Origin of the sequence: Paenibacillus sp. OK076, assembly GCF_900110055.1 — a bacterium.
In the GTDB taxonomy this organism is placed as follows: domain Bacteria; phylum Bacillota; class Bacilli; order Paenibacillales; family Paenibacillaceae; genus Paenibacillus.
The window spans coordinates 86,715-107,224 of sequence record NZ_FOCH01000005.1 but is presented as its reverse complement, the minus strand read 5'-3'; the positions used below and the strand labels follow the sequence as shown (position 1 = coordinate 107,224).

Here is a 20,510-nt window from a genome sequence, read left to right as displayed (position 1 = left end):
TTGTGACCAAAACCAACATAATTGGAGGATGAGACATGCCAGCAGCCAAAAAGGCGACAGCAATCAGCTTATCTTTGTCTACTGCAATCTTCGTAATGGCCGGATTGACGGGTTGTGGAACAAGCACCAAAGATAACAATCTGCACACCAAAAGTGTTCGTCATGAAGTGAAAGGCATTAACCGTTATGGTGTTGAGTCCAATGGGATGGATGGTATTCGTGCGAAAAGCTATCGGACGCATAACGTCACTAACCTGAAATCCAGTGACGAGCTGGCTAAACGCATTGCGGAAATGAAGGAAGTGAAGTCAGCAAGTGTCATGCTGACCGATCGTAACGCATATGTAGCAGTCCGTTTGACAGATGGTCACACTGGCAAATTGGAAAGCAAATCGATGCGTAACCGTGCGAACGGCACGATGCGTACAGAAAGCTACAATCAAGATATGGGCGGGTTGCGTGTACACGGTGGTAATGGAACCATGTCTCCATACAGCACCAGTGGCATAGCACCGGGATTGAACACGAATGCAGCTACGGATCGCAGCCATATGGGCAATGACCGCAGCATCTATGGAACCATGGGAACCGGATCTTATGGCATGATGCGTGGTCTGACGAACAGTGGCAATGCACGTACAATGACCGATGGTCACTACGGGATGAAGAGTGAAACATCGCGTATTGACAGCACGGATGACAACACACCCGAAGAGATTAAATCCAAAATCTCGGCGAAAATCAAACAATTTGCACCTCACGTGGAGAACGTATACGTGTCAGCTAACCCGGACTTTGTACAACATGTAGAAACGTATTCCAAAGATATTCGTAATGGCAAACCGGTTAGCGGCATGATTAACACGTTCCAATCGATGGTTGAACGTATTTTTCCAACGAATGCGTTGAACACAAATCACCGTGACGGCGTGCTTGATGATGGCATCATGCATCGTAATAACTACGATGGCTTGAATCGCATGAATCATCGGTAACTCATAATTGTAAGAACAAGTTGCCTTTGCGCAGATGTTTACATCAGCAGCAAAGGCACACTTGTTTTAATGGACATCATCATGCATCGTCTTTAGTTTTCCATCATTGGATCTCATATAAGACTGCCCATTTTTTTGATAAAACTGAACCAACGCCCTTGACCTTACATAAGATGAGTTGACTGTATCCCCTTAACCTTGTTACACCAACACAACCCGAGCAAGGAGGGGTGAACATTGAAGGGTATCGATCATAAAAGCAAATTTCTGTTGACCCACCGTGAACGCGAAGTATTCGAATTACTGGTTCAGGACAAAACGACGCGTGACATCGCAGGGCAGTTATTCATCAGCGAGAAAACGGTGCGTAACCATATTTCGAATGTGATGCAAAAACTCAATGTTAAGGGTCGTTCGCAAGCAGTTGTAGAGCTGATTAAGCTCGGAGAACTGAAGATCTGACGCGATACTGCACAGTTGATTGAAGCAGCATGAAAGCCTTTCTCTATTCTTTGACATGAAGAATGGGGCAAGGCTTTTATGTTATCCAGAGTGGTTTCTGAAAAGTAACGTCCGTGACAAGCACAGATAATCCGTTAAAATGATGTAAGGAAACAATAAGGATTTCAAAAGGTTAAAATATACTTTGGTTATATTATTTCGATTTATTTACTTCACCTTTTTTGGGTTACATCAACAAAACATAGAACGAAAAATGATAGAGTGTATTATAACAAACGATATAGTGATATTGCTTGCATAGCTGATGAAGTGAATGAAATCTCTAATGTGAAAAAATGGAGTTAATAATTTTAAAGCTCTAAGAAAGGAGGAAAGTTGATTAGGGAATTAACCGAAATAATTTATTTTTTGAAGTAGTATACATAATTTTTGTGTTCCTTTTAGATATTGCTAGCTAATCAAAATAAAATTGTTTGAGGTGTTTAATGATAAAGAAGATATATAATTGGGTGAATTCTGAGAAAATTAACCTAAAAATAGTTGCACCTATATTATTGATTAATGTATTCTCAACATTGATTTTTCGGTATTTTCTGATAGGGAATTGGAGTTATTGGATAATGGCAAGTTTCATTAATACTCCTATTTATGTTATAAGTATTATTTTTTTGTTAATTGGTGTATACAAAACTTACCAAAGAGTAGGTGGATTTTCTCTAATTTATCTAGCGGGAATAAATGCTGTATCATTAATTAATATTTTAGAAGGTAACATTCTTTTAAGGGACATATTTCAGTTATGGTTTAAAGCAATCTCATTTATTGCTGTTGCTATTCTAGGTTTATTTATTTTGTGGAAAGCAAAAACTAAATTACTCGAAAATTTCAATTTGTATTTAATTATCAGTTTAATAACGGTTATTTTGAATTTTGGAGGATTTTATCTTTCTTTATATTCGATGTATTACCCATATGAACTTCAGGGGTTCAAGATTGAACAAGAGATGAGCTATTCACAAGCTGTAATGCCAGTAGATTTTCTCTATTATAGCGCAGATGCTTTTTTTGGCACCGATATAAGTGATGTTAGCCTAAGATATAATGATTACATGAACCTAACAGGTGATACTATTGCTTCAAAATACAAAGATAAGTATGAAGATGCGAATACTACAATTAGTATTGCAAAATTCGTTTCAATAGTTGAATCTATTCTATTTCTAGTATATATATCTATAATCGTATTAAATGCTGAAGGAATTAAAAGTAAAGTAGAGTCAAAAAAATCGAGTTAACTTAAGACTTGTAAGAATTTTAATAACTCATATTCGACGTACTTCAAACCATTTTTCGAATGTGATGCAGAAACTCAATGTTAAGGGTCGTTCGCAAGCAGTTGTAAAGCTGATTAAGCTCGGAGAACTGAAGATTTAGTTGCGATACTGCACAGTTGATTGAAGCAGCATGAAAGTCTTTCTCTATTCTTCATGATGAAGAATGGGGAAAGACTTTTTTGTTTAAAGTTTGAAAGCGAAATCAAGCGAATCTTCAAAGTGAAGAAATCGCTTGTTTTAAATAGTCATTCTTAGAAATCTAAATTCAGAAGTTGCTCATCGCAGTCCGCTATTCGGATTAGCTCAGATTTTGGATAGCCTAGCCGTTTTGTCTTTTCACAGCACCAACTACAGGAACAATGGATTTTGCCTTTGGCAAAAATTCCTTCGAACTTGTAGGACCAACCGTACCGATTAGCAAGCTGTTTTTTACGTTGAATAACACGCTTTCTGTGGTGCCTGTAATAGGCTTGATTTCTTTGCTGAGATTTCATGGATCATCACGCTCCCTTGGGAAAAGGCTCAGCCCGCAGAAATTCCAAGGGTAACAGATTGCTACGGGCAGAGCGTGATGCGATTCACAACCATAATCGTAATCGTATATGGCATAAGGGTTCACCTACATATCGTTATTGAAATGCTCCTCAATAAAGGACTTCCATTTTTTCTTTGAAAAAGGCTGATAGAAGAGCTGCTCCAATTCCCCGTATTGTGTCTCATCTAGGTGCAGATAGATTGCTTTTTTCGCGATTTTGGCAGCTGGTTGGGAGGAAGATTTTGTACCGCCAGTTTTACGTTTGATTGGAATATGAAACTGCAGCAAGTCTGCGAGGTTATTCCAACCTTCCCAGCTCAATCGTGCTCCGCGTTTCCAGTCGATGGCATACAGGACATAGTATTTGTGAGATTCGGACTGTTTTATGGCAATAATCCAGGTGGAAGGAATCATTTTTTGACGTTGTCGCCGATTCATTTAGTGTGCTCCTTCCTTAAAAAATGAAATGTCCACATTCGCTTCAAGTTCATCTCCAATATAAGCGGAATCCCATTCCTTAATCAAGAAGATGACTTCTCAAAATTTCATCATACATACCGTGAATACATGGTTAAAATCCTCTTGATTTGCAACAACGTATTGATTAAAATGAAAATATAAAAATAATTTTCTTTATTTATAATAAATTAATAAAAATAATTTTCATTAAAGGAGAACTCATGGCAGCCATACTACATGCGTTGCAGCAAGAGCTGAATGAACTTCCGTCTCAGGAACGACGAATTGCAGAGGTGATTTTACAGTCCCCATCTGATATTCCTGGCTGGACCATTAACCATCTTGCGCAGCAAAGCGGAACAAGTGCGGCTACGGTAACCCGCTTTTGCAAATCATTCCATTTCAAAGGTTTTCCTGATTTCAAAATGAAGCTGGCCGCAGAATTGTCTCATTCCACCAATGAAACAGCATATCAGGATATCGTGGCGGGCAATCCTTTGTCCAAAATTGTGGAAGCTATCGAAGCCAATCATCTTGCATCCATTGCGGATACCACTCGTTTGCTGGATTTAGGAAGGCTGGAGCATGCAGTTCAGTTATTATGTCAAGCCCGTCGTATTGACCTTTACGGTGTTGCCACCTCTTCCATTGTTACGCAGGATTTCTATCAGAAACTTGTACGGATCGGCAAAAGCTGTACCGCCTTCTCAGATTCACATATGCAAATTACGTCGGCTTCTTCACTGGGGGAGGGAGATGTGGCGATGGCGGTATCCTATTCGGGGGAAACGCCGGAGACGATCGATGCCTTGCATTGTGCCAAACAGGCGGGAGCTTCCACCATTTCACTGACATCCTATGGCAATAACAAACTTGCGGCGGTGTCGGATATTCCGCTCTTTACGTCTTCATTGGAAGAAGGCATGAGGCGGGGGGATATGGCTTCACGTATAGCACTGCTGCATGTCGTCGATATTCTGTTCACGGGCATGGTTAGTGCCGACTTTGACCGTTTTATCCCCAAATTGGAACAATCGTATCACAATGTACAGTCTTATCGAGTCCAACATAACGGAGGTGCCTAAGAAGATGAATATACGTATTTTTGAAAATGAAGAAGATTTGAACGCAACGGGTGCAGGTGTGATTGCCAGTTTGCTACAGACGAAACCCCGGGCTGTACTGGGACTCGCGACGGGAAGTTCTCCTGTGGGTATCTATAAACAGCTTATTGCTTTGTATCAGAAAGGTCTGGTCAGCTTTGCGCAGGCATCTTCCTTCAATCTGGATGAATATGTCGGTCTTCCTGTAGAGCATCGCGAAAGCTACCGCAGCTTTATGAATGAACAATTGTTTTCCCATATTGATATCGATCTCGCCAGAACTCAAGTGCCGGATGGGCAGGCTTCGGATTTGGGTGAGGAATGTGTTTCCTATGAACAACGGATTGATGATCGGGGGCCTGTAGATCTGCAGCTGTTGGGTATTGGACATAATGGTCACATTGGCTTCAATGAACCAGGAACCGAGCTCACAGGACGGACACATGTGGTGGATCTCAAAGAAGAAACAAGAAAAGCAAATGCCCGCTTTTTTAAAAGTATTGATGAAGTTCCAACTCAGGCCATCACGATGGGTGTAGGTACGATTTTAAAAGCCAAACAAATTTTGCTGATCGCCCGTGGTGAGGAGAAAGCCGAAATTATTCGTGAAGCCTTTATGGGGCCGATTACAACACAATGTCCAGCATCGCTGCTTCAGTGTCATCCAAATGTGGTGGTATTGCTGGATCGTGCTGCCGGGAGGTTGGTGAAATGAACGTAGAACCTACGAAAAACCAGGAGCAAGAGAGTGAAAAAACCATTTTCCTGCTTCGAGGTAAAATCGTACTGCCTGATGGTGTAATGGAGGATGGTGTACTTGTATGGACGGAGGGGAAAATCCTTTATGCTGGCGCACCTGAGGGACTATCTGAACAGATTCGCCGTGAAGCCTTATCTGTGCCTGTTTCCAAGCATGGTGTCATTGTCCCTGGGTTTATAGATATCCACGTACATGGTGGTAATGGAGAAGATTTTATGGACGCGAGTAAGGAAGTGTTGGATAAAATTACTTCATTCCACAGCACACAGGGGACCACTGCAATGCTGGCAACGTCCATGACAGCGCCCAAAGACAGTCTGGATCGGGTATTGGCTGAAGTGGACAGCTACCGTTCCGGTGACATGCCTTTTGCACAGTTGGAAGGCGTACATCTGGAAGGCCCGTTTTTCAGTCCTAAGTGGCCTGGCGCACAAAATCCGGAACATATCGTATTGCCTAATGTCTCCTGGCTCGAGGCGTGGGAAAAACAATATCCTGGCCTGATCCGTCAAGTTACCCTTGCGCCGGAACGTGAGGGAGCGCTGGAAGTCATTTCGTGGCTGCGCGAGCAGCGAATTACAGCGGCATTAGGGCATACGGATGCGACCTATGAAGAGGTACAGCTTGCAGTCGAAGCAGGGCTGCACCATGCAGTGCATACGTTTAATGCGATGACACCGCTGCATCACCGGAATCCCGGAGCTGCCGGAGCGGTGCTCAGTGATTCCCGCATCAGTGCAGAGGTCATTGCAGACGGTATCCATGTGCATCCAGCGGCGATCTCCCTCATCGCACAATTGAAGCAATCTACCGATCAAATCGTACTGATCACGGATGCCATGTCTGCTGCCGGGCTGGATGATGGTGAATACAAAATTGGCGATCTGCCTGTGATTGTTACGGAAGGTGTGGCACGTTTGAAAGACGGAGGCGCCTTGGCCGGAAGTACGCTTACGATGATTCGCGGTTTCCGCTACCTGGTACAGGAAGTAGGCCTGAGTCTGAATGCAGCTTCACGAGCAGCCAGCCTGACGCCGGCACGTCTGCTCGGCATTGATCATCGGACCGGTTCCTTTGCAAAAGGAAAACAGGCGGACGTCGTTTTGCTAAATGGTGATTTGGAAATCGAGGAAGTGTGGGTGAAAGGGAATAACTTGAAATTTATGTAGAATTATCTGATAAATAAAGGTACACCGGACGGCTGGGTTCGTCAGTAACATGAAAAGAAGCACCTTCTTGTATAATAAGAAGGTGCTTCTTTTGAGATGAATGAAAGACCGCTCGTGTTATTTTATGTCTGGATCAGTATCAGCTTCCGGTTCTGGTCGCGCTTGTTCACAGGGACTATAATTCTTCGTCTTCTTCAAACAAATTATCGGCAAAAGGATAGCCAGGATATTTATTGAATCGGAGTCACTCATAGAGCGGCTCTTTTCGTGATGTCTGCCGTATATTTCACGGAGCGGAAGCAAATGATATCTTTTACTGAGAATAAATGGACGAGATTAGAGCATGCCAAGGAGGCAGAAACGATGGACGCTACAACCAAACAGCAGGAATTGCCTTTGAGCGGCCGCCTTGTGATGGATGAGGAGACATTGCGCTCCGTGTTTGCCGATTGCGCAGATATCGTATTTCATCCGTTTGACACCGCGTGCTCTATCTCGGCAATGTGCGTGTACTGTGTGGGTTTATGCGACACGGAGCGGCTGGAACGTCAAGTGCTGACGCCTTTGCAGGAAGTCGGAATCGAAGCGGCCCAGGTTCCGATGGCATCAGTCAAGACGGTCGAAACACCCTCTCAGGCTGTCCAAGCCATCTTGGAAGGGGAGGCGCTGCTGCTACTGGAAGGTTCAACCGTTGGCGTAACCTATCCGCTCTACAAAGCGGCCAATCGCTCTACGGAAGAGCCGCTCGCTGAATCAGCCGTCCGCGGTGCACGTGATGGGTTCACGGAATCTCTGCCCACGAATTTGTCTCTGCTCCGCAAACGCATCAAAACACCTGCGTTGAAACTTCTTACCCGCACGGTTGGGGAACGATCGAATACGAGCATCACTCTTGCTTATATGGAAGGCATTATTGATCCAAAACTGGTAGAAGAGGTCCAAAAACGGCTTGATAAGCTAAGGGTCCGAGACATATTGGAGAGTCAATATATCGAAGAAGATATTGTGGATCAGCGATTGTCACCATTCCCGCAGATGATAGCCACAGAGCGTCCGGACGTAGTCGCTTCGAACCTGTTTGAAGGTCGTTTTGCCATATTGGTTGATGGGACCCCCTTTACGCTGATTGCTCCCGTAACCCTATTTTCCATGCTGCAGTCTCCGGAGGATTATTATCAATATGTGTTTATGAGCGTCTTCTTGCGCTGGTTGCGCTATCTGTTCTACGCCCTGTCCATGCTGCTTCCTTCGGCTTACGTAGCCATTACGACTTATCATCAGGAGATGATTCCGACAGTGCTGCTGCTCAGTATCGCCAAGGCCAGAGAGGAGATTCCTTTCCCTGCTTTGGTGGAGGCGCTCATTATGGAGATTGCCTTTGAAGCTTTGCGTGAAGCAGGGGTGCGGTTGCCCAAACAGGTGGGTTCTGCGGTAAGTATCGTCGGTGCCCTGATTATTGGCCAAGCGGCGACGACAGCCGGCATTGTATCAGCTCCGATGATTATCATCGTTGCCATCACCGGAATCGCATCCTTCATGATTCCGCGTTATGCTGCCAGCATCGCGACGCGTCTGCTTCGCTTCCCAATCATGATCCTCGCAGGTACGCTCGGACTGACAGGTGTTATGCTGGGAATCATTCTAGTTGTCATCCATCTGAGCAGTCTTCGCTCATTCGGCACACCGTATCTGTCACCGCTTGCACCCACAATAGCGAATGAAGTCAAAGATGTATGGTGGCGTCCATCGCCATGGAACAAGCCGCGTTAATTTATTTTCAATCTCAAGCCATGAAGGAGGCAGGGTCATCATGTTAACCGATCAAGGAAAAATATCCGTGACACAATTGGCTTACATGATTTTCCCGGCTATCCTGGCGACATCGATTTTGTCGGTACCGGGAATCACGATGCATTATGCAGGTCATGATATGTGGATGACTCCGATTCTGGGATCGATCTTTGGGATTGCTGCAATAGGCATATCGTTTGGACTGCATCGGATGTATCCGGGGAAAACGCTTATACAATCCAGCGTACTGATTGCCGGACGAATCCCAGGAAAGGTATTGGGGCTGATCTATATCTTCTTCCTGCCTCATATCACTGGTTTAATTATCCGGGAATACGGCGAGTTCATATCCAATAATGCTCTTCCGCGCACCCCGATGTTTGTCATCATGGGTACCATGGTTATTGTGTGTGCCATTAATGTCAGACTGGGCATCGAAGTTGTCGGACGAACCGCCCAGGTCTTTGTGACGCTGCTGATTGTGCTCCTAGCACTCATTTTTATATTGCTGATCGGAGAGTTACATCCCGTTGAACTGTTTCCGTTTATGGAAAACGGACCGCTGCCCGTTATCCAAGGAGGCTTGGCTCCCGCTGCATGGTTCAGTGAGTACATCGTGCTGGCCTTTCTGCTGCCCTATGTGAATCAGCAAAAGAGGACAGTTCGTGTTATGCTCGGCTCGCTCTTTCTGACAACGATGGCCATGACGGTCACGAATATATTTTGTCTGTTCCTGATCGGGGACCTGACAGATACCTTTGTATTTCCGGTGATGATTGCTGCAAGGTACATCACGATTGCGGATTTTCTACAACATATTGAATCGATCATTATTGCCATATGGATATTCGGTATCTTTGTCAAAATCTCCGTGTTTCTGTACATCTTCGCGACTTCCACTGCGGAATGGTGCGGTATAAAAGATTATAAACCTCTCGTTGGACCGCTGGCATTCATGTCTTTGATATTTGCTTACTGGGTAGCAACAGGCGGGTCGGGTATATCCGGTTTAATCACAGCTTCAGCCAACCTCTATACCATCAGTATACTGTTAATCTTTCCGGCCCTCACCTATGGGCTAGCATGGCTTAAGAAGGGATGGTTACATGTGCGGAAGAAAAGGACGAATACCTGATCGGATGGAGGCAGGCTGATGCAAATATGGCAGCGTATCTTGATCACTGCACTCTGCTGTGTCCTGTTAAGCGGGTGCTGGGACCGTACCGAGATTAATGATCTGGCCATCGTGTTGGCAACAGGCGTGGATTATAAAGACGATAAAGTTGAACTGACCGCACAAATCTTCATTCCTCGTAAAGCCGGTGGAGGAGAAAGCACAGGTGGAGGCGGCAGTCCGAGCGGTGTCACATTAATTCGCACAGCAGAAGGGCGTACCATTGCAGAATCGCTTAACCGGCTGCAACGTAAAATTGCCCGAAATATGTTCTGGGGACATTGTGAAGCCATTGTGCTTAGTGAAGCTGCGGGCAAACACGGAATCCGTGAATATATTGATTTTTTCCTCCGTTATCCGCAGATTAGGGAACATGCTTATGTATTTTCCACCACAGAAGCTGCGAAAGATATCCTTGCCTTGCTTGATCCACTAGAGAGGAGTTCTGCCGAATCTCTGCGTGAAATGGCCAATATGAAACTGGGTACACGTACAACGGTGCTTGACTTGGCCAAATCCATCGAAGGACCTGGCGCTTCCGCCATCCTGTCGCGCATGTTGATTCTGCCACCGGAAGAAAATCAGGATAAATTGACAACCACGCCTTATATCAAGGGACTAAGTCTCTACAAAAATGATCGTTACATCAGAACCGTTACTGAACCGCTATCGGTTGGTGTACTATTGCTCGCCAAAGAATTGAACAACATCATTATGCCTGTAGATTTTGAGCAGTCCAAGGGTTCTTTTTCGATACGTCCTCTTGACATTCAAACGAAATATAAGCCGAAAATTTCGGGCGGACGCTGGAGCATGGCAGTTGACATTCAGACACGGGGCGAAGTGGTGTTAAACACGACAGATGAGAACCTTACCGACCCTGCGGTGCTGAAAAAACTGGAACAGGCATGGTGCAAGAAACTCTCCAAAATGGCTGAAAATGCTTTGCGCATGTCCCAACAGGAGATGCATACCGATTTGTACAAATTTGCGGTGGAATTTCGCAGATATTACCCGAAACAGTGGAAAGAACAGCAGAAAAACTGGGAAACGATCTATTCCGAACTGGACGTGAAGATAAAGGTGAAGGCTCATGTGGTACGTACTGGCAAGTCCACTGGACCGCAGGGCATTCCTGATGAGGATGAGCATTGAACGGTCAAATTTTCAGGCACGTAAATACGCAATCGGAAGGAGAATTTTATGAAGCTGGCGTCCGTTCTGGGCATACTGATACTCGCTGCAACAATCATCTATGTGGAGTGGAATTACAGTAAGGAGAAGAGAGCCAAGTGGCTCTCAGCAGGATTCACTTCTGTGAGTGCGTTGATTGGCATTGTGCTGCTTTTTGATTCGAACTTGCCAGGACCAAGTGATGTGGTTAAGCTTCTGTTTGGACGTGTGGATCAGATGATGAAATAACATAAGAAGAACCACACTCCGTTGCCGGGTAATGTGGTTCTTCTTTGTTTTGACATGTTGAATAAGATAAACGAACCAATCTATTCCTTGATGACGGAAGTATTAATGGCTTCTTCCATCTCGGCATCATACAAGCGGAAAATCCCTAATCTCCAGAAAGGCGCTCCCTTAAGATCAGAACGTTTGGCCAAGCCAAGCTTATCGTCTACGTAGGATGAGGTTTCACTGTTCAGACTGCGACGCAGGAGCTTTTGTTTAGGGACACCCACACTTAGCAAGTTGAATAGCCTCATGGACCCATGTAGATTATATTCATGCACTGAATTGCGTTATAAACGCATTTAGATTTCCTAGTTATTCCATTTAAAACACAATATTTCAAACTATAAACACTGTATTTATACGTGAAACTCTGTAATGTGATAAAATAGATCTCAAAAAAGCCGGGATCTGCGGATCACGCATTACGGAGGCGTGAAACATGGAACGTAACGCTATGCTCGAATTCGACCCGTTCATCACAGAGCTGGCGGAGAAGCTGCACGTACACGGATATTATGCCTTTTATGGCGAGCACTACAATGAGACCGATATGGAGCAGTACCGCAGACACCTATTCACCTCATTCAGCAATATCGTATGGGTGGAGCTGGATGCACGCAAAAAGTATATGATTGTGGATCACCGTGGACGCAACACGGTTATGAAATTAATCGACGGTATGCTGAACACCCGTAGAACGCTTCGGGCCAATCTGGCGATGGCTGGTACAGACACCTCCGAAGTCCAGCAGGAAATTACGCACATGATGCAGCTTGTGCATATGTTAAATTTCACAACCTTCCGTTCATAAGTGGAGATACAAGAGTAGAATCTGGTGGATGTCTCCGGAAGTTGGTTTGCTTCAACTGGACACAACGCTAATGAATCTGTCGCACCTTATTGTGAGGATTAGTCTGGATCGGAATGGCTAACGAACGTCAGCCACGTTAATTCAGTAAAAACCTGATGAATGACATGCAAAACAAGGGAATAAAGCGTCTACGATTCGTTAATTCGCCGAAACTGCGGATTTACGTCGAATAGCACGTGCTAGGTTCGTTAAAAGGTAAATAACGAGCCGTTGCGAATGTATCCAGATCTACCAATCACAAAAGGGGTGTGCCGTCCATATTTATGGCGGCACACCCCTATTTATATAACTACCCACTACCCATCATTTGTAAAGTAAGCTCAGTCTTAAAATAAGTTCATGGAAAGCTGCAAAGTAGTGAAGGAGACGAAATCGATTCTGTAGAAGCGGAGCGTTTGCCTAAAAGCTTTCTGCAAGAAAGCTACTTCGGAAGCATATGCTATCGTCGGATTTTACCCTTTGAGAAGGGGAATCCAAAAAATCCGACGATAACAGCGATCGAAAGAACGATTCGTATCCGTAACGGCCACTTGCACGCTTTCCAATACTTATTTTTCACATGAACTATACTTTACAAACTTTTTAAAAACTGAACAATCGTCAACAACCCTTTATCAAAGTTCTCCAGGTTGAAATGCTCATTCGGTGCATGCAGATTCTCGTCTGGCAAACCGAAGCCCATCATAACAGCCGGGATACCAAGCACGCGTGAAAGTTTCTCCACGATCGGAATGGACCCGCCGTCTTTCGTAAACAGGGCACGAACACCGTACACTTGCTCATAAGCATCGGCTGCCTTTTGCAGGAATGGATTGGAAGGATCTGTATTGAAAGCAAAGGCTTTCTCAATCTGTTTTATATCCAGCGTTGCGCCTGGTTGGACGTGAGCGCGCAGATGTGCTTCGATACGGTCCAGCACATGCTGTGGATCTTGATCCGCAACAAGGCGGCAGGTAATTTTGGCATGAGCTTCCTTCGGAATAACGGTTTTGGTGCCTTCACCTTGGAATCCACCCCATACGCCATTCAGTTCCAGGGTCGGACGTGCGCCAACACGTTCCACGAACGAGTAACCTTCTTCCCCATACAATTGCTCCAGTCCAAGGTCTTGACGAAGCTGTTCTTCATTGAAGCCCTGCTTCACGAACTCTTCTCTCATCTCAGGAGAGAGCGGCAAAACGCCATCATAGAAACCATCTACGCTCACGCGGCCTTGCTCATCATGCAGCGAAGCGAGCAGGGTTACCAATGCGTGCAGTGCGTTCGGTACACCGCCTCCAAATGAACCGGAATGCAGGTCCGTGTTGGCTGTGTTCAGATCCACTTCGAGCGAGCAAAGACCACGCAGACCCGTGGAAATGGCCGGTTTTCCTTTTTCGAGCAAGGACGTATCCGAGATCAGTACCATGTCTGCACGCAGCTTGTCTGTATTGTCGTTCAGGTAGATCGGCAGATTCGGGCTGGAGATTTCCTCTTCGCCTTCGATGCAGAATTTCACATTAAGGGGAAGTTCCTTGTTTTCGGCAAGCAGAGCTTCAACCGCCTTGATATGTATGAAGATTTGTCCTTTGTCATCCGTAGCACCGCGTGCAAACAGCTTGCCGTCCCGAACGGTAGGTTCGAATGGAGGTGTTTCCCACAGGTTAAGCGGATCGACAGGCTGTACATCATAGTGTCCATAGATCAGTGCGGTTGGTTTGCCGGGTGCATGCAGGTGATCTGCATATACAATCGGATGTCCCGCTGTTGGAATAACCTCTACATTTTCCATACCTGCACGAGTGAGTGCATCTGCAGCCCATTGTGCCGCACGGTTAATATCCTCTTTATGTGCCGAAATGGCTGAAATACTTGGAATGGACAACCATTCGTTTAATTCTGCCAGATGTTTCTCTCTATTTTCTTGAAAATAAGTTTGTTCCTTCATTAAAAGGCCTCCTTCATGTTTTGCTTTATCCTATTGTAATCCATTTCGATGCGTTAATAAAACATTGGTTAAAAAATGCTCTGCTGCATACCGTTTCATTCCCCTGGAAATTATGCGTATAATACAAGAAACGGATTTCATCCATATATTCTCATGTAAACCATTCAGCAGGGGAGTTGAGGGAGTTCCCATGACAGTCAGACCATACGCAAGCAGGCAGGTGAGCGCAGATGGAACCAGTTAGGAAGGGAAGGTCCTCCGGCATACTCACGCGTTGGCCAGGGTTAACCACAGGACGACATAAAGGGCGTTTTTATCGAAATAGTCTGATGCTTATTCTGCTCATTGCCAGCATTCCCGGACTGATTACAGGCATCGTGATGTACCAGTTGGTCGTTGGCCAGATGGAAAATGAATTTAATCAGATGCACCAAAGCCAGATTGAGAACCGGGCGCGCAACGTGGACGACCAACTCGCTTATCTGGAGATGACCTTGTCCCATTGGGCTTTTGAACCCAGGTTTGGCAATGCGCTGCGAACGCTGGATTTTGTGTATTATTTCAACGAAACACAGGAGATCGTCACCACACTGTACGTGCTGCAAGGCTCTCATCCGCTCATCAAATCCGCGCAGCTATATTTACAGGAACCGAAACCGATTTTGTTTAACCGGGATTATAACGCGTTGAAGGATAAAGCCAAAATACAGGCCTATGATCGCTATCTGACGATGGGCAACCATGTGTATTGGACAGACTGGATTGCGAGCCAGAGTAGTGATAAGGCATCTCAAGCAAATGGTAGTATCCTGCATACCGATCCGGGTAATGCACTGGTTCTTGTACATAAGATTCCGGGTGAAAGCATTAATCCATTTGGTGCCCTAATTATTACACTGGATAATGACAAAGTCGCCAGCTTGTTGAAAACGCTTACTCCATATGATGAAGGGGTAACCTTTCTCATGGACCAGCAGGGCAATACACTGGTTACCGGTAATCCGGCAGCAGGGAAGGCCGACCTTGCTTTTGAGCAGCAGCTCAAAGAAGAAATTGCCCTGAATTCAGACGCGCATTCCTTTCTTTTCAAATATGAGGACGAAACTTATTCGGTGTCCTATGGATCATTGAGTCGGATTGATTCGGACTGGACATATGTCTCCGCAGCTCCGCTGACATCGGTGACCTCGCCCGTGAAGCTCGTATCCAAAATTATTGTCATTGCGAGTGCAGGCAGTCTTATCCTGGGGTTGGTATTATCCTGGTTTGCTTCACGCAGAATATATTCCCCCGTAGCAAGGATGTTACATCTATTGACGCCGGGCAGGAATGAAGCAACAACAGATACCAGGCTGGATGAATTCCAGCTGCTGGAACAGCAATGGAACGAATTGACTTCGCAGAGTCTGACCGCCCGTCGGCAGTTGCAGGAGCAGCTTCCCCATTTGCGGGACAGCTTTGTATTACAACTGGTGCAGGGGCATCTGTATGCCTATAACGAGCAGGATCTCCAGCAGCGGATGAGGAATCTTGGCTTTGAGGTGGAAGGCCAGCAGTTTTTGCTGCTTCAGATGTATTTTACGGGCTATGCCCAGTTACAGGGTCGATTTGGGAGCCAGGATACGGGGCTGGTTACCTTTGCGGCAGTGAATATCATTGAAGAAGTGGCCAAAAATGTTTTCAGTCAATTTAGTGTGATGAACTTTCACGACCTGTCTTCAGCCATGCTTGTGATTGCTCCCAATGACGAGCCAGTGAAATCACAAGCGTTATTATGGGGACAAGAGCTGGTGGAGGTCATAGGTCAGACTTTGAAAATGAACGTGACGGTAATCGTAAGCCGCCCGGCTGCTTCTCCTCAGGAATTACCGGGATTATTCATGGAGATGGAGCAGGCGGTTGCTTATCGCAGCGTGGAAGACGGAAGCCAGATCCTCGATCTGGAGGATGAGCAATGTTTCCGCAGAACCGAAGAAGCCTCGTATCCGCTGGGGCTGGAACGTGAGATTCTTCAGGCAATCAGGCTTGGGAAGAAGGAAGAGTCTGAGCGTGTACTGGAGCAATTTATGACCGAGATCACCCGAGCGGGCAGTTCCGAATTCCAGGTGCAGCAGATGATGCTTCAATTACTGGGAAGTATTCAGCATATGATGCTGCAGACCGGAGTAACGCCTTACAAGCTGTTTGGTGGCTGCAACATGTATGAGCGCTTGTCCACGATTCGCGAACCTGCACAAATGATGAAATGGATGATGGGAGAAGTATTGCTGCCATATGTGCAGGAGATTGAGATGCGATCCCAGGAGCCTCTGAAGCAGGTAGTGGAACGTACGATGTTGTTTATTGATGAGAATTATAGAAACGAACTTTCCCTGGAAGGCTGTGCAGATGCGGAGCAGATGACCCCTTATACATTAAGCAAGGCGTTCAAGCAGGTATCCGGTATGAATTTCATTGATTATTTAACACGGGTACGAATGGATGCGGCGAAGCAAATGCTGCGTGAGACCACGATGAAAATCAATGATATCGCAGGCGCTGTTGGATACCAGCACAGTTACTTTAATCGGATTTTTAAGAAACAGGAAGGTTTAACGCCGAGCCAGTATCGGGATCAATGGCAGGGTAAATAAACCTGTTTATCAGAGTTCATCACGGACCGGAATCCCGCTTCAGGGGACTCCGGTTTTTCATGTTTCACCTTGGGAACAAAGAAGGATAATCCTGCAAAAATGTGCAATAACCTCTACCTCAATATGTCCAAATTGAATTAGAAATGGCGTTATAGCGGGCTTTCGGGCCGCTTTGCACAACCATGCAAAAAATGAAGGTTGCCGGAAACAGGGCAGCTGTATAGTCTGAATAACAGATCGATTGATAACGCTTACATAAATAGGGAGGGGAGACATTTATGAACGGGAAGACGGACTGGAATGGAAATGGCGCTACAGCAGCTCAAGTGGAAATGGCCGCATTGCCCATGAAGCGGGAGTCCAACTGGAAGAGGCAGATCAAACGAAATAGATGGCTGTATGTGCTTGTGCTTCCCGGATTTTTGTACTTTGTCATTTTTAAATATTTGCCCATGTGGGGGATCGTTATTGCCTTCCAGGATTATCAGCCTTTTCTGGGCATTCGCGACAGTCAATGGGTGGGCATGGAGAACTTTACGAATTTCTTCTCCAATCCGGACTTCTTCCGTTTGCTAAGGAATACGCTCGTCCTTGCCCTATATGATCTTATATTCTTTTTCCCGGCACCGATTATCATCGCTTTGTTACTCAATGAAATCCGGGTCGCATTCTTCAAAAGAACGATTCAGACACTGGTTTATGTACCTCACTTTGTATCCATGGTCATTATCGCAAGTATCACTTATGTATTTCTGACTCCGCAAGGCGGGGTATTATATGACCTGATCTCCTGGATCACAGGCAAACCGATCGATGTATTGGCTAGTCCGGGGTCATTCCGTCCGCTCATTATTGTTCAGATGATGTGGAAAGAGATGGGCTGGGGAACGATTATCTTCCTCGCAGCACTTGCAGGTGTGGATACAGAGCAGTATGAAGCTTCAATTGTGGATGGTGCAGGTCGATTACGGCGCATGTGGCACATCACGCTTCCAGCGATCCGCACGACCATTGTTATCTTGCTCATTCTCAGGCTGGGGAACTTCCTGGATACCGGCTTTGAACAAATCTATCTGATGACCAACTCGCTGAATCGTGATGTGGCAGATGTATTTGATACGTATGTATACACCGTTGGGATTACGCAAGGGGCATTCAGTTACAGTACCGCGGTCGGGTTATTCAAGTCTGTGGTCGGCATTATTCTGGTGCTGGGCAGCAACAAACTGGCCAAGAAATTCGGGCATCCCGGAATCTATTAAACGTGTGTTGAGATCCATTCATAAGGAGGAAATCGCCCATGAACAGCCGTCTATACAACAGCCCTGCCGGCAGAGTGTTTGATATTTTCAATTACGTCATGCTGGGGATTCTGGGCATATTAACCGTCCTTCCTTTCCTGTATATTATAGGAAATTCATTCGCGACTGAAGCCGAGATAACCGAACGCAGTTTTTTCCTTATTCCGAAGGTGTTTTCATTCAGTGCGTATGAGTATATTTTTTCCTCGTCCACCATCTTCCGCAGTATAGGGGTTTCAATATTTGTTACAGTTGCAGGTACATTGGTCAATCTCTTCTTCACGCTGACGATGGCTTACCCGCTGTCCCGAAGTGACTTCTGGGGCCGGAATGTCATGATGAACATGGTAATTTTCTCTATGCTATTCGGCGGCGGGATGATCCCGACCTATCTCGTCATTCGTGGACTTGGACTTCTGGATTCCTATTGGGCCCTCATGCTTCCTGGCGCGATTAGCGCTTTTAACTTAATTGTTGTCAAAAACTTTTTTCAACAAATGCCGCCAGGGCTGGAGGAAGCGGCCCGCATCGACGGCTGTTCGGATCTTGGGGTACTGTGGCGAATTGTTCTGCCATTATCCAAACCGGTGATTGCCACATTTGCGTTATTCTATGCCGTAGGGCATTGGAATAACTTTTTTTCGGCACTCCTGTACATTTCCGACAGTGACAAATGGCCATTGCAAGTCATGTTGAGACAGATCGTTCTGCTCTCGCAGGCCAGTGTCGGAGATATGGCGAACATGGACCCCAATTTTGTACAGCCACCAGAGCAGTCCATTAAAATGGCGGTTATTGTGGTCGGTACCATTCCGATTTTGCTGGTGTATCCGTTTTTGCAGAAGCATTTTGCCAAAGGTGTCATGTTAGGTTCAATCAAAGGCTAAAGCCAAGGGGGAGAACGTATGGGACAAAAGACGGGATTCAAAAAAGGCGTATTGCTACTCTCTGCATCATTGGTATTGAGTACGATTCTGGGAGCTTGCTCCACGGACAAAGCAGGTTCAGGAACAGCTGCGGGTGGCACGAATCAGATCACGATCATGCTTCCGAACTTTGAAGCGGAGAATCCGCCGGATAACAGTCCTGTGATTCAGAAGCTTGAGGAATTGACCAAGATGGATGTGAATCTGCAATGGGTACCGAGCAGCTCTTATGAGGACAAATTCAATATTACGCTGGCTTCGGGCAAGCTGCCCGATGTTATGGTTGTGCTGGGCAAGTCCCCAAGTTTCATTAATGCGGCTCGTACCGGGGCTTTCTGGGAGCTTGGACCTTATTTGAAAGACTATCCGAACCTGAGCCAGATGAATGAAATTATTACCAACAATGCTTCCATCGATGGCAAAACCTATGGCATCTACCGCGCACGTGCTCTGGGACGTAACGGTGTCACGATCCGCAAGGATTGGCTGGAGAAGCTCGGTCTGGAAGAGCCAAAGACCATTGACGAGTTCTACAACGTATTGAAAGCGTTCACGAAGGATGACCCGGACGGCAACGGCAAAGACGACACCTACGGTCTGGTGGCAAGCAAGTTCACGGGTCCTTGGGATAACATGCAGATATGGTTTGGTGCACCCAACAAGTGGGGCGAGGATGGTAACGGAGGTTTGATACCGGCGCATGAGACACCAGAGTATATGGAAGCTCTGAAATTTTTCCGCCAAATCTATAGCGAAGGTTTGGTCAACAAGGACTTTGCCGTGATGGATGCGACGAAACTGCCTGATCCTTTTGTGAACGGGCAAGCAGGCGTGATGGTGGATGTGGCGGATAACGCACAGCGTATGGATCAGAAAATATTGGAGAAAGATCCGTCAGCAACCGGTCACGTGGATGTGCTTCAAGCGATGGAAGGTCCAAAGGGATTGCGCGATATGCCAACATCCGGCTATTCCGGCATGATCGCCATTTCCAAAAGCAGTGTCAAAACGGAAGAAGATCTGAAAAAGGTGTTGAGTTTCCTGGATCAACTAAATGAACCTGAATTGCAGGCGCTGCTGGGGAACGGACTGGAAGGCAAGCAGTATGAGAAAAAAGAGGGTTACATCATTCCGACCACGGACAAACTGGCGCTACGAGATGTACAGGGTTTGAACCAGATCCTCATGTTTATTCCAGAGGATAAAACACTTCGTGTGCAGCAGACCCCTGTTCGTGAAAAGGTTGCACAGGTGCAGAAAGCCAATGAGGAGATCGTCATTGCCAATCCTGGCGAACCGCTGATTTCCGATGTGTATGCGCAGAAAGGACCACAGCTGGATAACATCATTAATGATGCCCGTATCAAATTCATCGTGGGGCAGATAGATGAAAAAGGCTTCCAGGATGCTGTTGCATTGTGGAAAAGCAGTGGCGGCGATGACTATGTCAAAGAAGTGAATGAGCTGTACGCTGCACTGAAGTAGTTTGATGTTCCAGAGCCCGGCAGCCTTGCTTGTAGTGCAAAGGTGCAGCCGGGCATTTCCGTATATGCATAGTTCAGGACAATTAAAACCATCTTCATCTCTGTTTTTGTGATTTATAGCT

The 20,510-nt window shown here is 45.9% G+C and carries 18 protein-coding genes and 1 pseudogene; 16 read left to right on the top strand and 3 right to left on the bottom strand.

What is annotated here, in order from left to right; genetic code table 11:
* Positions 1-35: 35 nt before the first annotated feature.
* From BMY78_RS27220 to BMY78_RS27205, 4 genes and pseudogenes are all read left to right on the top strand, one after another.
* Complete coding sequence (locus BMY78_RS27220; protein WP_090904431.1) at positions 36-995, top strand: YhcN/YlaJ family sporulation lipoprotein; 960 nt, start codon at positions 36-38, stop codon at positions 993-995.
* A gap of 237 nt (positions 996-1,232) precedes the next feature.
* On the top strand, positions 1,233-1,457 hold the full coding sequence (locus BMY78_RS27215; protein ID WP_017692532.1) for a helix-turn-helix domain-containing protein: 225 nt from the start codon (positions 1,233-1,235) through the stop codon (positions 1,455-1,457).
* A 620-nt stretch (positions 1,458-2,077) separates the two neighbouring features.
* The gene (locus tag BMY78_RS27210; RefSeq protein WP_143067089.1) at positions 2,078-2,752 is read left to right on the top strand and encodes a hypothetical protein; all 675 of its coding nucleotides are present in this window, start codon (positions 2,078-2,080) and stop codon (positions 2,750-2,752) included.
* A 46-nt stretch (positions 2,753-2,798) separates the two neighbouring features.
* Positions 2,799-2,891 (top strand): annotated as a pseudogene (locus BMY78_RS27205) (DNA-binding response regulator); the annotation flags it as partial.
* Positions 2,892-3,410: 519 nt separating this feature from the next.
* On the opposite strand, the gene BMY78_RS27195 reads toward BMY78_RS27205, so the two are convergent.
* Positions 3,411-3,764, bottom strand: a complete 354-nt coding sequence (locus BMY78_RS27195) for a hypothetical protein (protein WP_090904428.1) — start codon at positions 3,762-3,764, stop codon at positions 3,411-3,413.
* A 242-nt stretch (positions 3,765-4,006) separates the two neighbouring features.
* Here BMY78_RS27195 and BMY78_RS27190 point away from each other — a divergent pair, with 242 nt between their 5' ends.
* From BMY78_RS27190 to BMY78_RS27160, 7 genes are all read left to right on the top strand, one after another.
* Positions 4,007-4,870, top strand: a complete 864-nt coding sequence (locus BMY78_RS27190; protein WP_090904427.1) for a MurR/RpiR family transcriptional regulator — start codon at positions 4,007-4,009, stop codon at positions 4,868-4,870.
* Between the two features lie 4 nt (positions 4,871-4,874).
* A complete protein-coding gene (nagB, locus tag BMY78_RS27185; RefSeq protein WP_090904426.1) occupies positions 4,875-5,603 on the top strand; it encodes a glucosamine-6-phosphate deaminase in 729 nt (242 codons plus the stop codon).
* Positions 5,600-6,817, top strand: a complete 1,218-nt coding sequence (nagA, locus tag BMY78_RS27180) for an N-acetylglucosamine-6-phosphate deacetylase (RefSeq protein WP_090904425.1) — start codon at positions 5,600-5,602, stop codon at positions 6,815-6,817. The genes nagB and nagA overlap by 4 nt, the downstream gene beginning before the upstream one ends.
* 363 nt (positions 6,818-7,180) lie before the next feature.
* Positions 7,181-8,587: a spore germination protein gene (locus tag BMY78_RS27175; protein ID WP_090904424.1), complete on the top strand. Its 1,407-nt coding sequence runs from the start codon at positions 7,181-7,183 to the stop codon at positions 8,585-8,587.
* Between the two features lie 40 nt (positions 8,588-8,627).
* Positions 8,628-9,743, top strand: a complete 1,116-nt coding sequence (locus BMY78_RS27170) for a GerAB/ArcD/ProY family transporter (RefSeq protein WP_177185887.1) — start codon at positions 8,628-8,630, stop codon at positions 9,741-9,743.
* A gap of 18 nt (positions 9,744-9,761) precedes the next feature.
* A complete protein-coding gene (locus BMY78_RS27165) occupies positions 9,762-10,937 on the top strand; it encodes a Ger(x)C family spore germination protein (RefSeq protein ID WP_090904422.1) in 1,176 nt (391 codons plus the stop codon).
* A gap of 48 nt (positions 10,938-10,985) precedes the next feature.
* Entirely contained in the window at positions 10,986-11,204 is a 219-nt protein-coding gene (locus tag BMY78_RS27160; RefSeq protein ID WP_090904421.1) for a hypothetical protein, read from the top strand.
* A gap of 80 nt (positions 11,205-11,284) precedes the next feature.
* Here BMY78_RS27160 and BMY78_RS27155 read toward each other — a convergent pair whose 3' ends face one another.
* Positions 11,285-11,482 carry a hypothetical protein gene (locus tag BMY78_RS27155; RefSeq protein WP_256222467.1) on the bottom strand — a complete coding sequence of 66 codons (198 nt, stop codon included), beginning with the start codon at positions 11,480-11,482 and terminating at the stop codon, positions 11,285-11,287.
* Between the two features lie 203 nt (positions 11,483-11,685).
* Here BMY78_RS27155 and BMY78_RS27150 point away from each other — a divergent pair, with 203 nt between their 5' ends.
* Entirely contained in the window at positions 11,686-12,057 is a 372-nt protein-coding gene (locus BMY78_RS27150) for a hypothetical protein (RefSeq protein WP_053783145.1), read from the top strand.
* A gap of 631 nt (positions 12,058-12,688) precedes the next feature.
* Here BMY78_RS27150 and BMY78_RS27145 read toward each other — a convergent pair.
* The gene (locus BMY78_RS27145; protein WP_090904420.1) at positions 12,689-14,044 is read right to left on the bottom strand and encodes a dipeptidase; all 1,356 of its coding nucleotides are present in this window, start codon (positions 14,042-14,044) and stop codon (positions 12,689-12,691) included.
* A gap of 230 nt (positions 14,045-14,274) precedes the next feature.
* Between BMY78_RS27145 and BMY78_RS27140 the strand changes: the two genes are divergently transcribed.
* From BMY78_RS27140 to BMY78_RS27125, 4 genes are all read left to right on the top strand, one after another.
* On the top strand, positions 14,275-16,677 hold the full coding sequence (locus BMY78_RS27140; RefSeq protein ID WP_090904419.1) for a helix-turn-helix domain-containing protein: 2,403 nt from the start codon (positions 14,275-14,277) through the stop codon (positions 16,675-16,677).
* A 332-nt stretch (positions 16,678-17,009) separates the two neighbouring features.
* A complete protein-coding gene (locus tag BMY78_RS27135; RefSeq protein ID WP_090904573.1) occupies positions 17,010-17,939 on the top strand; it encodes an ABC transporter permease in 930 nt (309 codons plus the stop codon).
* A gap of 38 nt (positions 17,940-17,977) precedes the next feature.
* Positions 17,978-18,865 (top strand): carbohydrate ABC transporter permease, encoded by an 888-nt coding sequence (locus BMY78_RS27130; RefSeq protein ID WP_024632531.1) that lies wholly within the window; start codon positions 17,978-17,980, stop codon positions 18,863-18,865.
* An 18-nt stretch (positions 18,866-18,883) separates the two neighbouring features.
* Positions 18,884-20,389, top strand: a complete 1,506-nt coding sequence (locus tag BMY78_RS27125) for an extracellular solute-binding protein (protein WP_090904418.1) — start codon at positions 18,884-18,886, stop codon at positions 20,387-20,389.
* Positions 20,390-20,510: the final 121 nt, after the last annotated feature.

Bases quoted from the DNA above. Each gene is read 5' to 3' on its own strand.
- BMY78_RS27220 (WP_090904431.1), top strand. From the start codon at position 36: ATGCCAGCAGCCAAAAAGGCGACAGCAATCAGCTTATCTTTGTCTACT.
- BMY78_RS27210 (WP_143067089.1), top strand. From the start codon at position 2,078: ATGGCAAGTTTCATTAATACTCCTATTTATGTTATAAGTATTATTTTT.
- BMY78_RS27195 (WP_090904428.1), bottom strand. From the start codon at position 3,764: ATGAATCGGCGACAACGTCAAAAAATGATTCCTTCCACCTGGATTATT.
- BMY78_RS27190 (WP_090904427.1), top strand. From the start codon at position 4,007: ATGGCAGCCATACTACATGCGTTGCAGCAAGAGCTGAATGAACTTCCG.
- nagB (WP_090904426.1), top strand. From the start codon at position 4,875: ATGAATATACGTATTTTTGAAAATGAAGAAGATTTGAACGCAACGGGT.
- nagA (WP_090904425.1), top strand. From the start codon at position 5,600: ATGAACGTAGAACCTACGAAAAACCAGGAGCAAGAGAGTGAAAAAACC.
- BMY78_RS27175 (WP_090904424.1), top strand. From the start codon at position 7,181: ATGGACGCTACAACCAAACAGCAGGAATTGCCTTTGAGCGGCCGCCTT.
- BMY78_RS27170 (WP_177185887.1), top strand. From the start codon at position 8,628: ATGTTAACCGATCAAGGAAAAATATCCGTGACACAATTGGCTTACATG.
- BMY78_RS27165 (WP_090904422.1), top strand. From the start codon at position 9,762: ATGCAAATATGGCAGCGTATCTTGATCACTGCACTCTGCTGTGTCCTG.
- BMY78_RS27160 (WP_090904421.1), top strand. From the start codon at position 10,986: ATGAAGCTGGCGTCCGTTCTGGGCATACTGATACTCGCTGCAACAATC.
- BMY78_RS27150 (WP_053783145.1), top strand. From the start codon at position 11,686: ATGGAACGTAACGCTATGCTCGAATTCGACCCGTTCATCACAGAGCTG.
- BMY78_RS27145 (WP_090904420.1), bottom strand. From the start codon at position 14,044: ATGAAGGAACAAACTTATTTTCAAGAAAATAGAGAGAAACATCTGGCA.
- BMY78_RS27140 (WP_090904419.1), top strand. From the start codon at position 14,275: ATGGAACCAGTTAGGAAGGGAAGGTCCTCCGGCATACTCACGCGTTGG.
- BMY78_RS27135 (WP_090904573.1), top strand. From the start codon at position 17,010: ATGGCCGCATTGCCCATGAAGCGGGAGTCCAACTGGAAGAGGCAGATC.
- BMY78_RS27130 (WP_024632531.1), top strand. From the start codon at position 17,978: ATGAACAGCCGTCTATACAACAGCCCTGCCGGCAGAGTGTTTGATATT.
- BMY78_RS27125 (WP_090904418.1), top strand. From the start codon at position 18,884: ATGGGACAAAAGACGGGATTCAAAAAAGGCGTATTGCTACTCTCTGCA.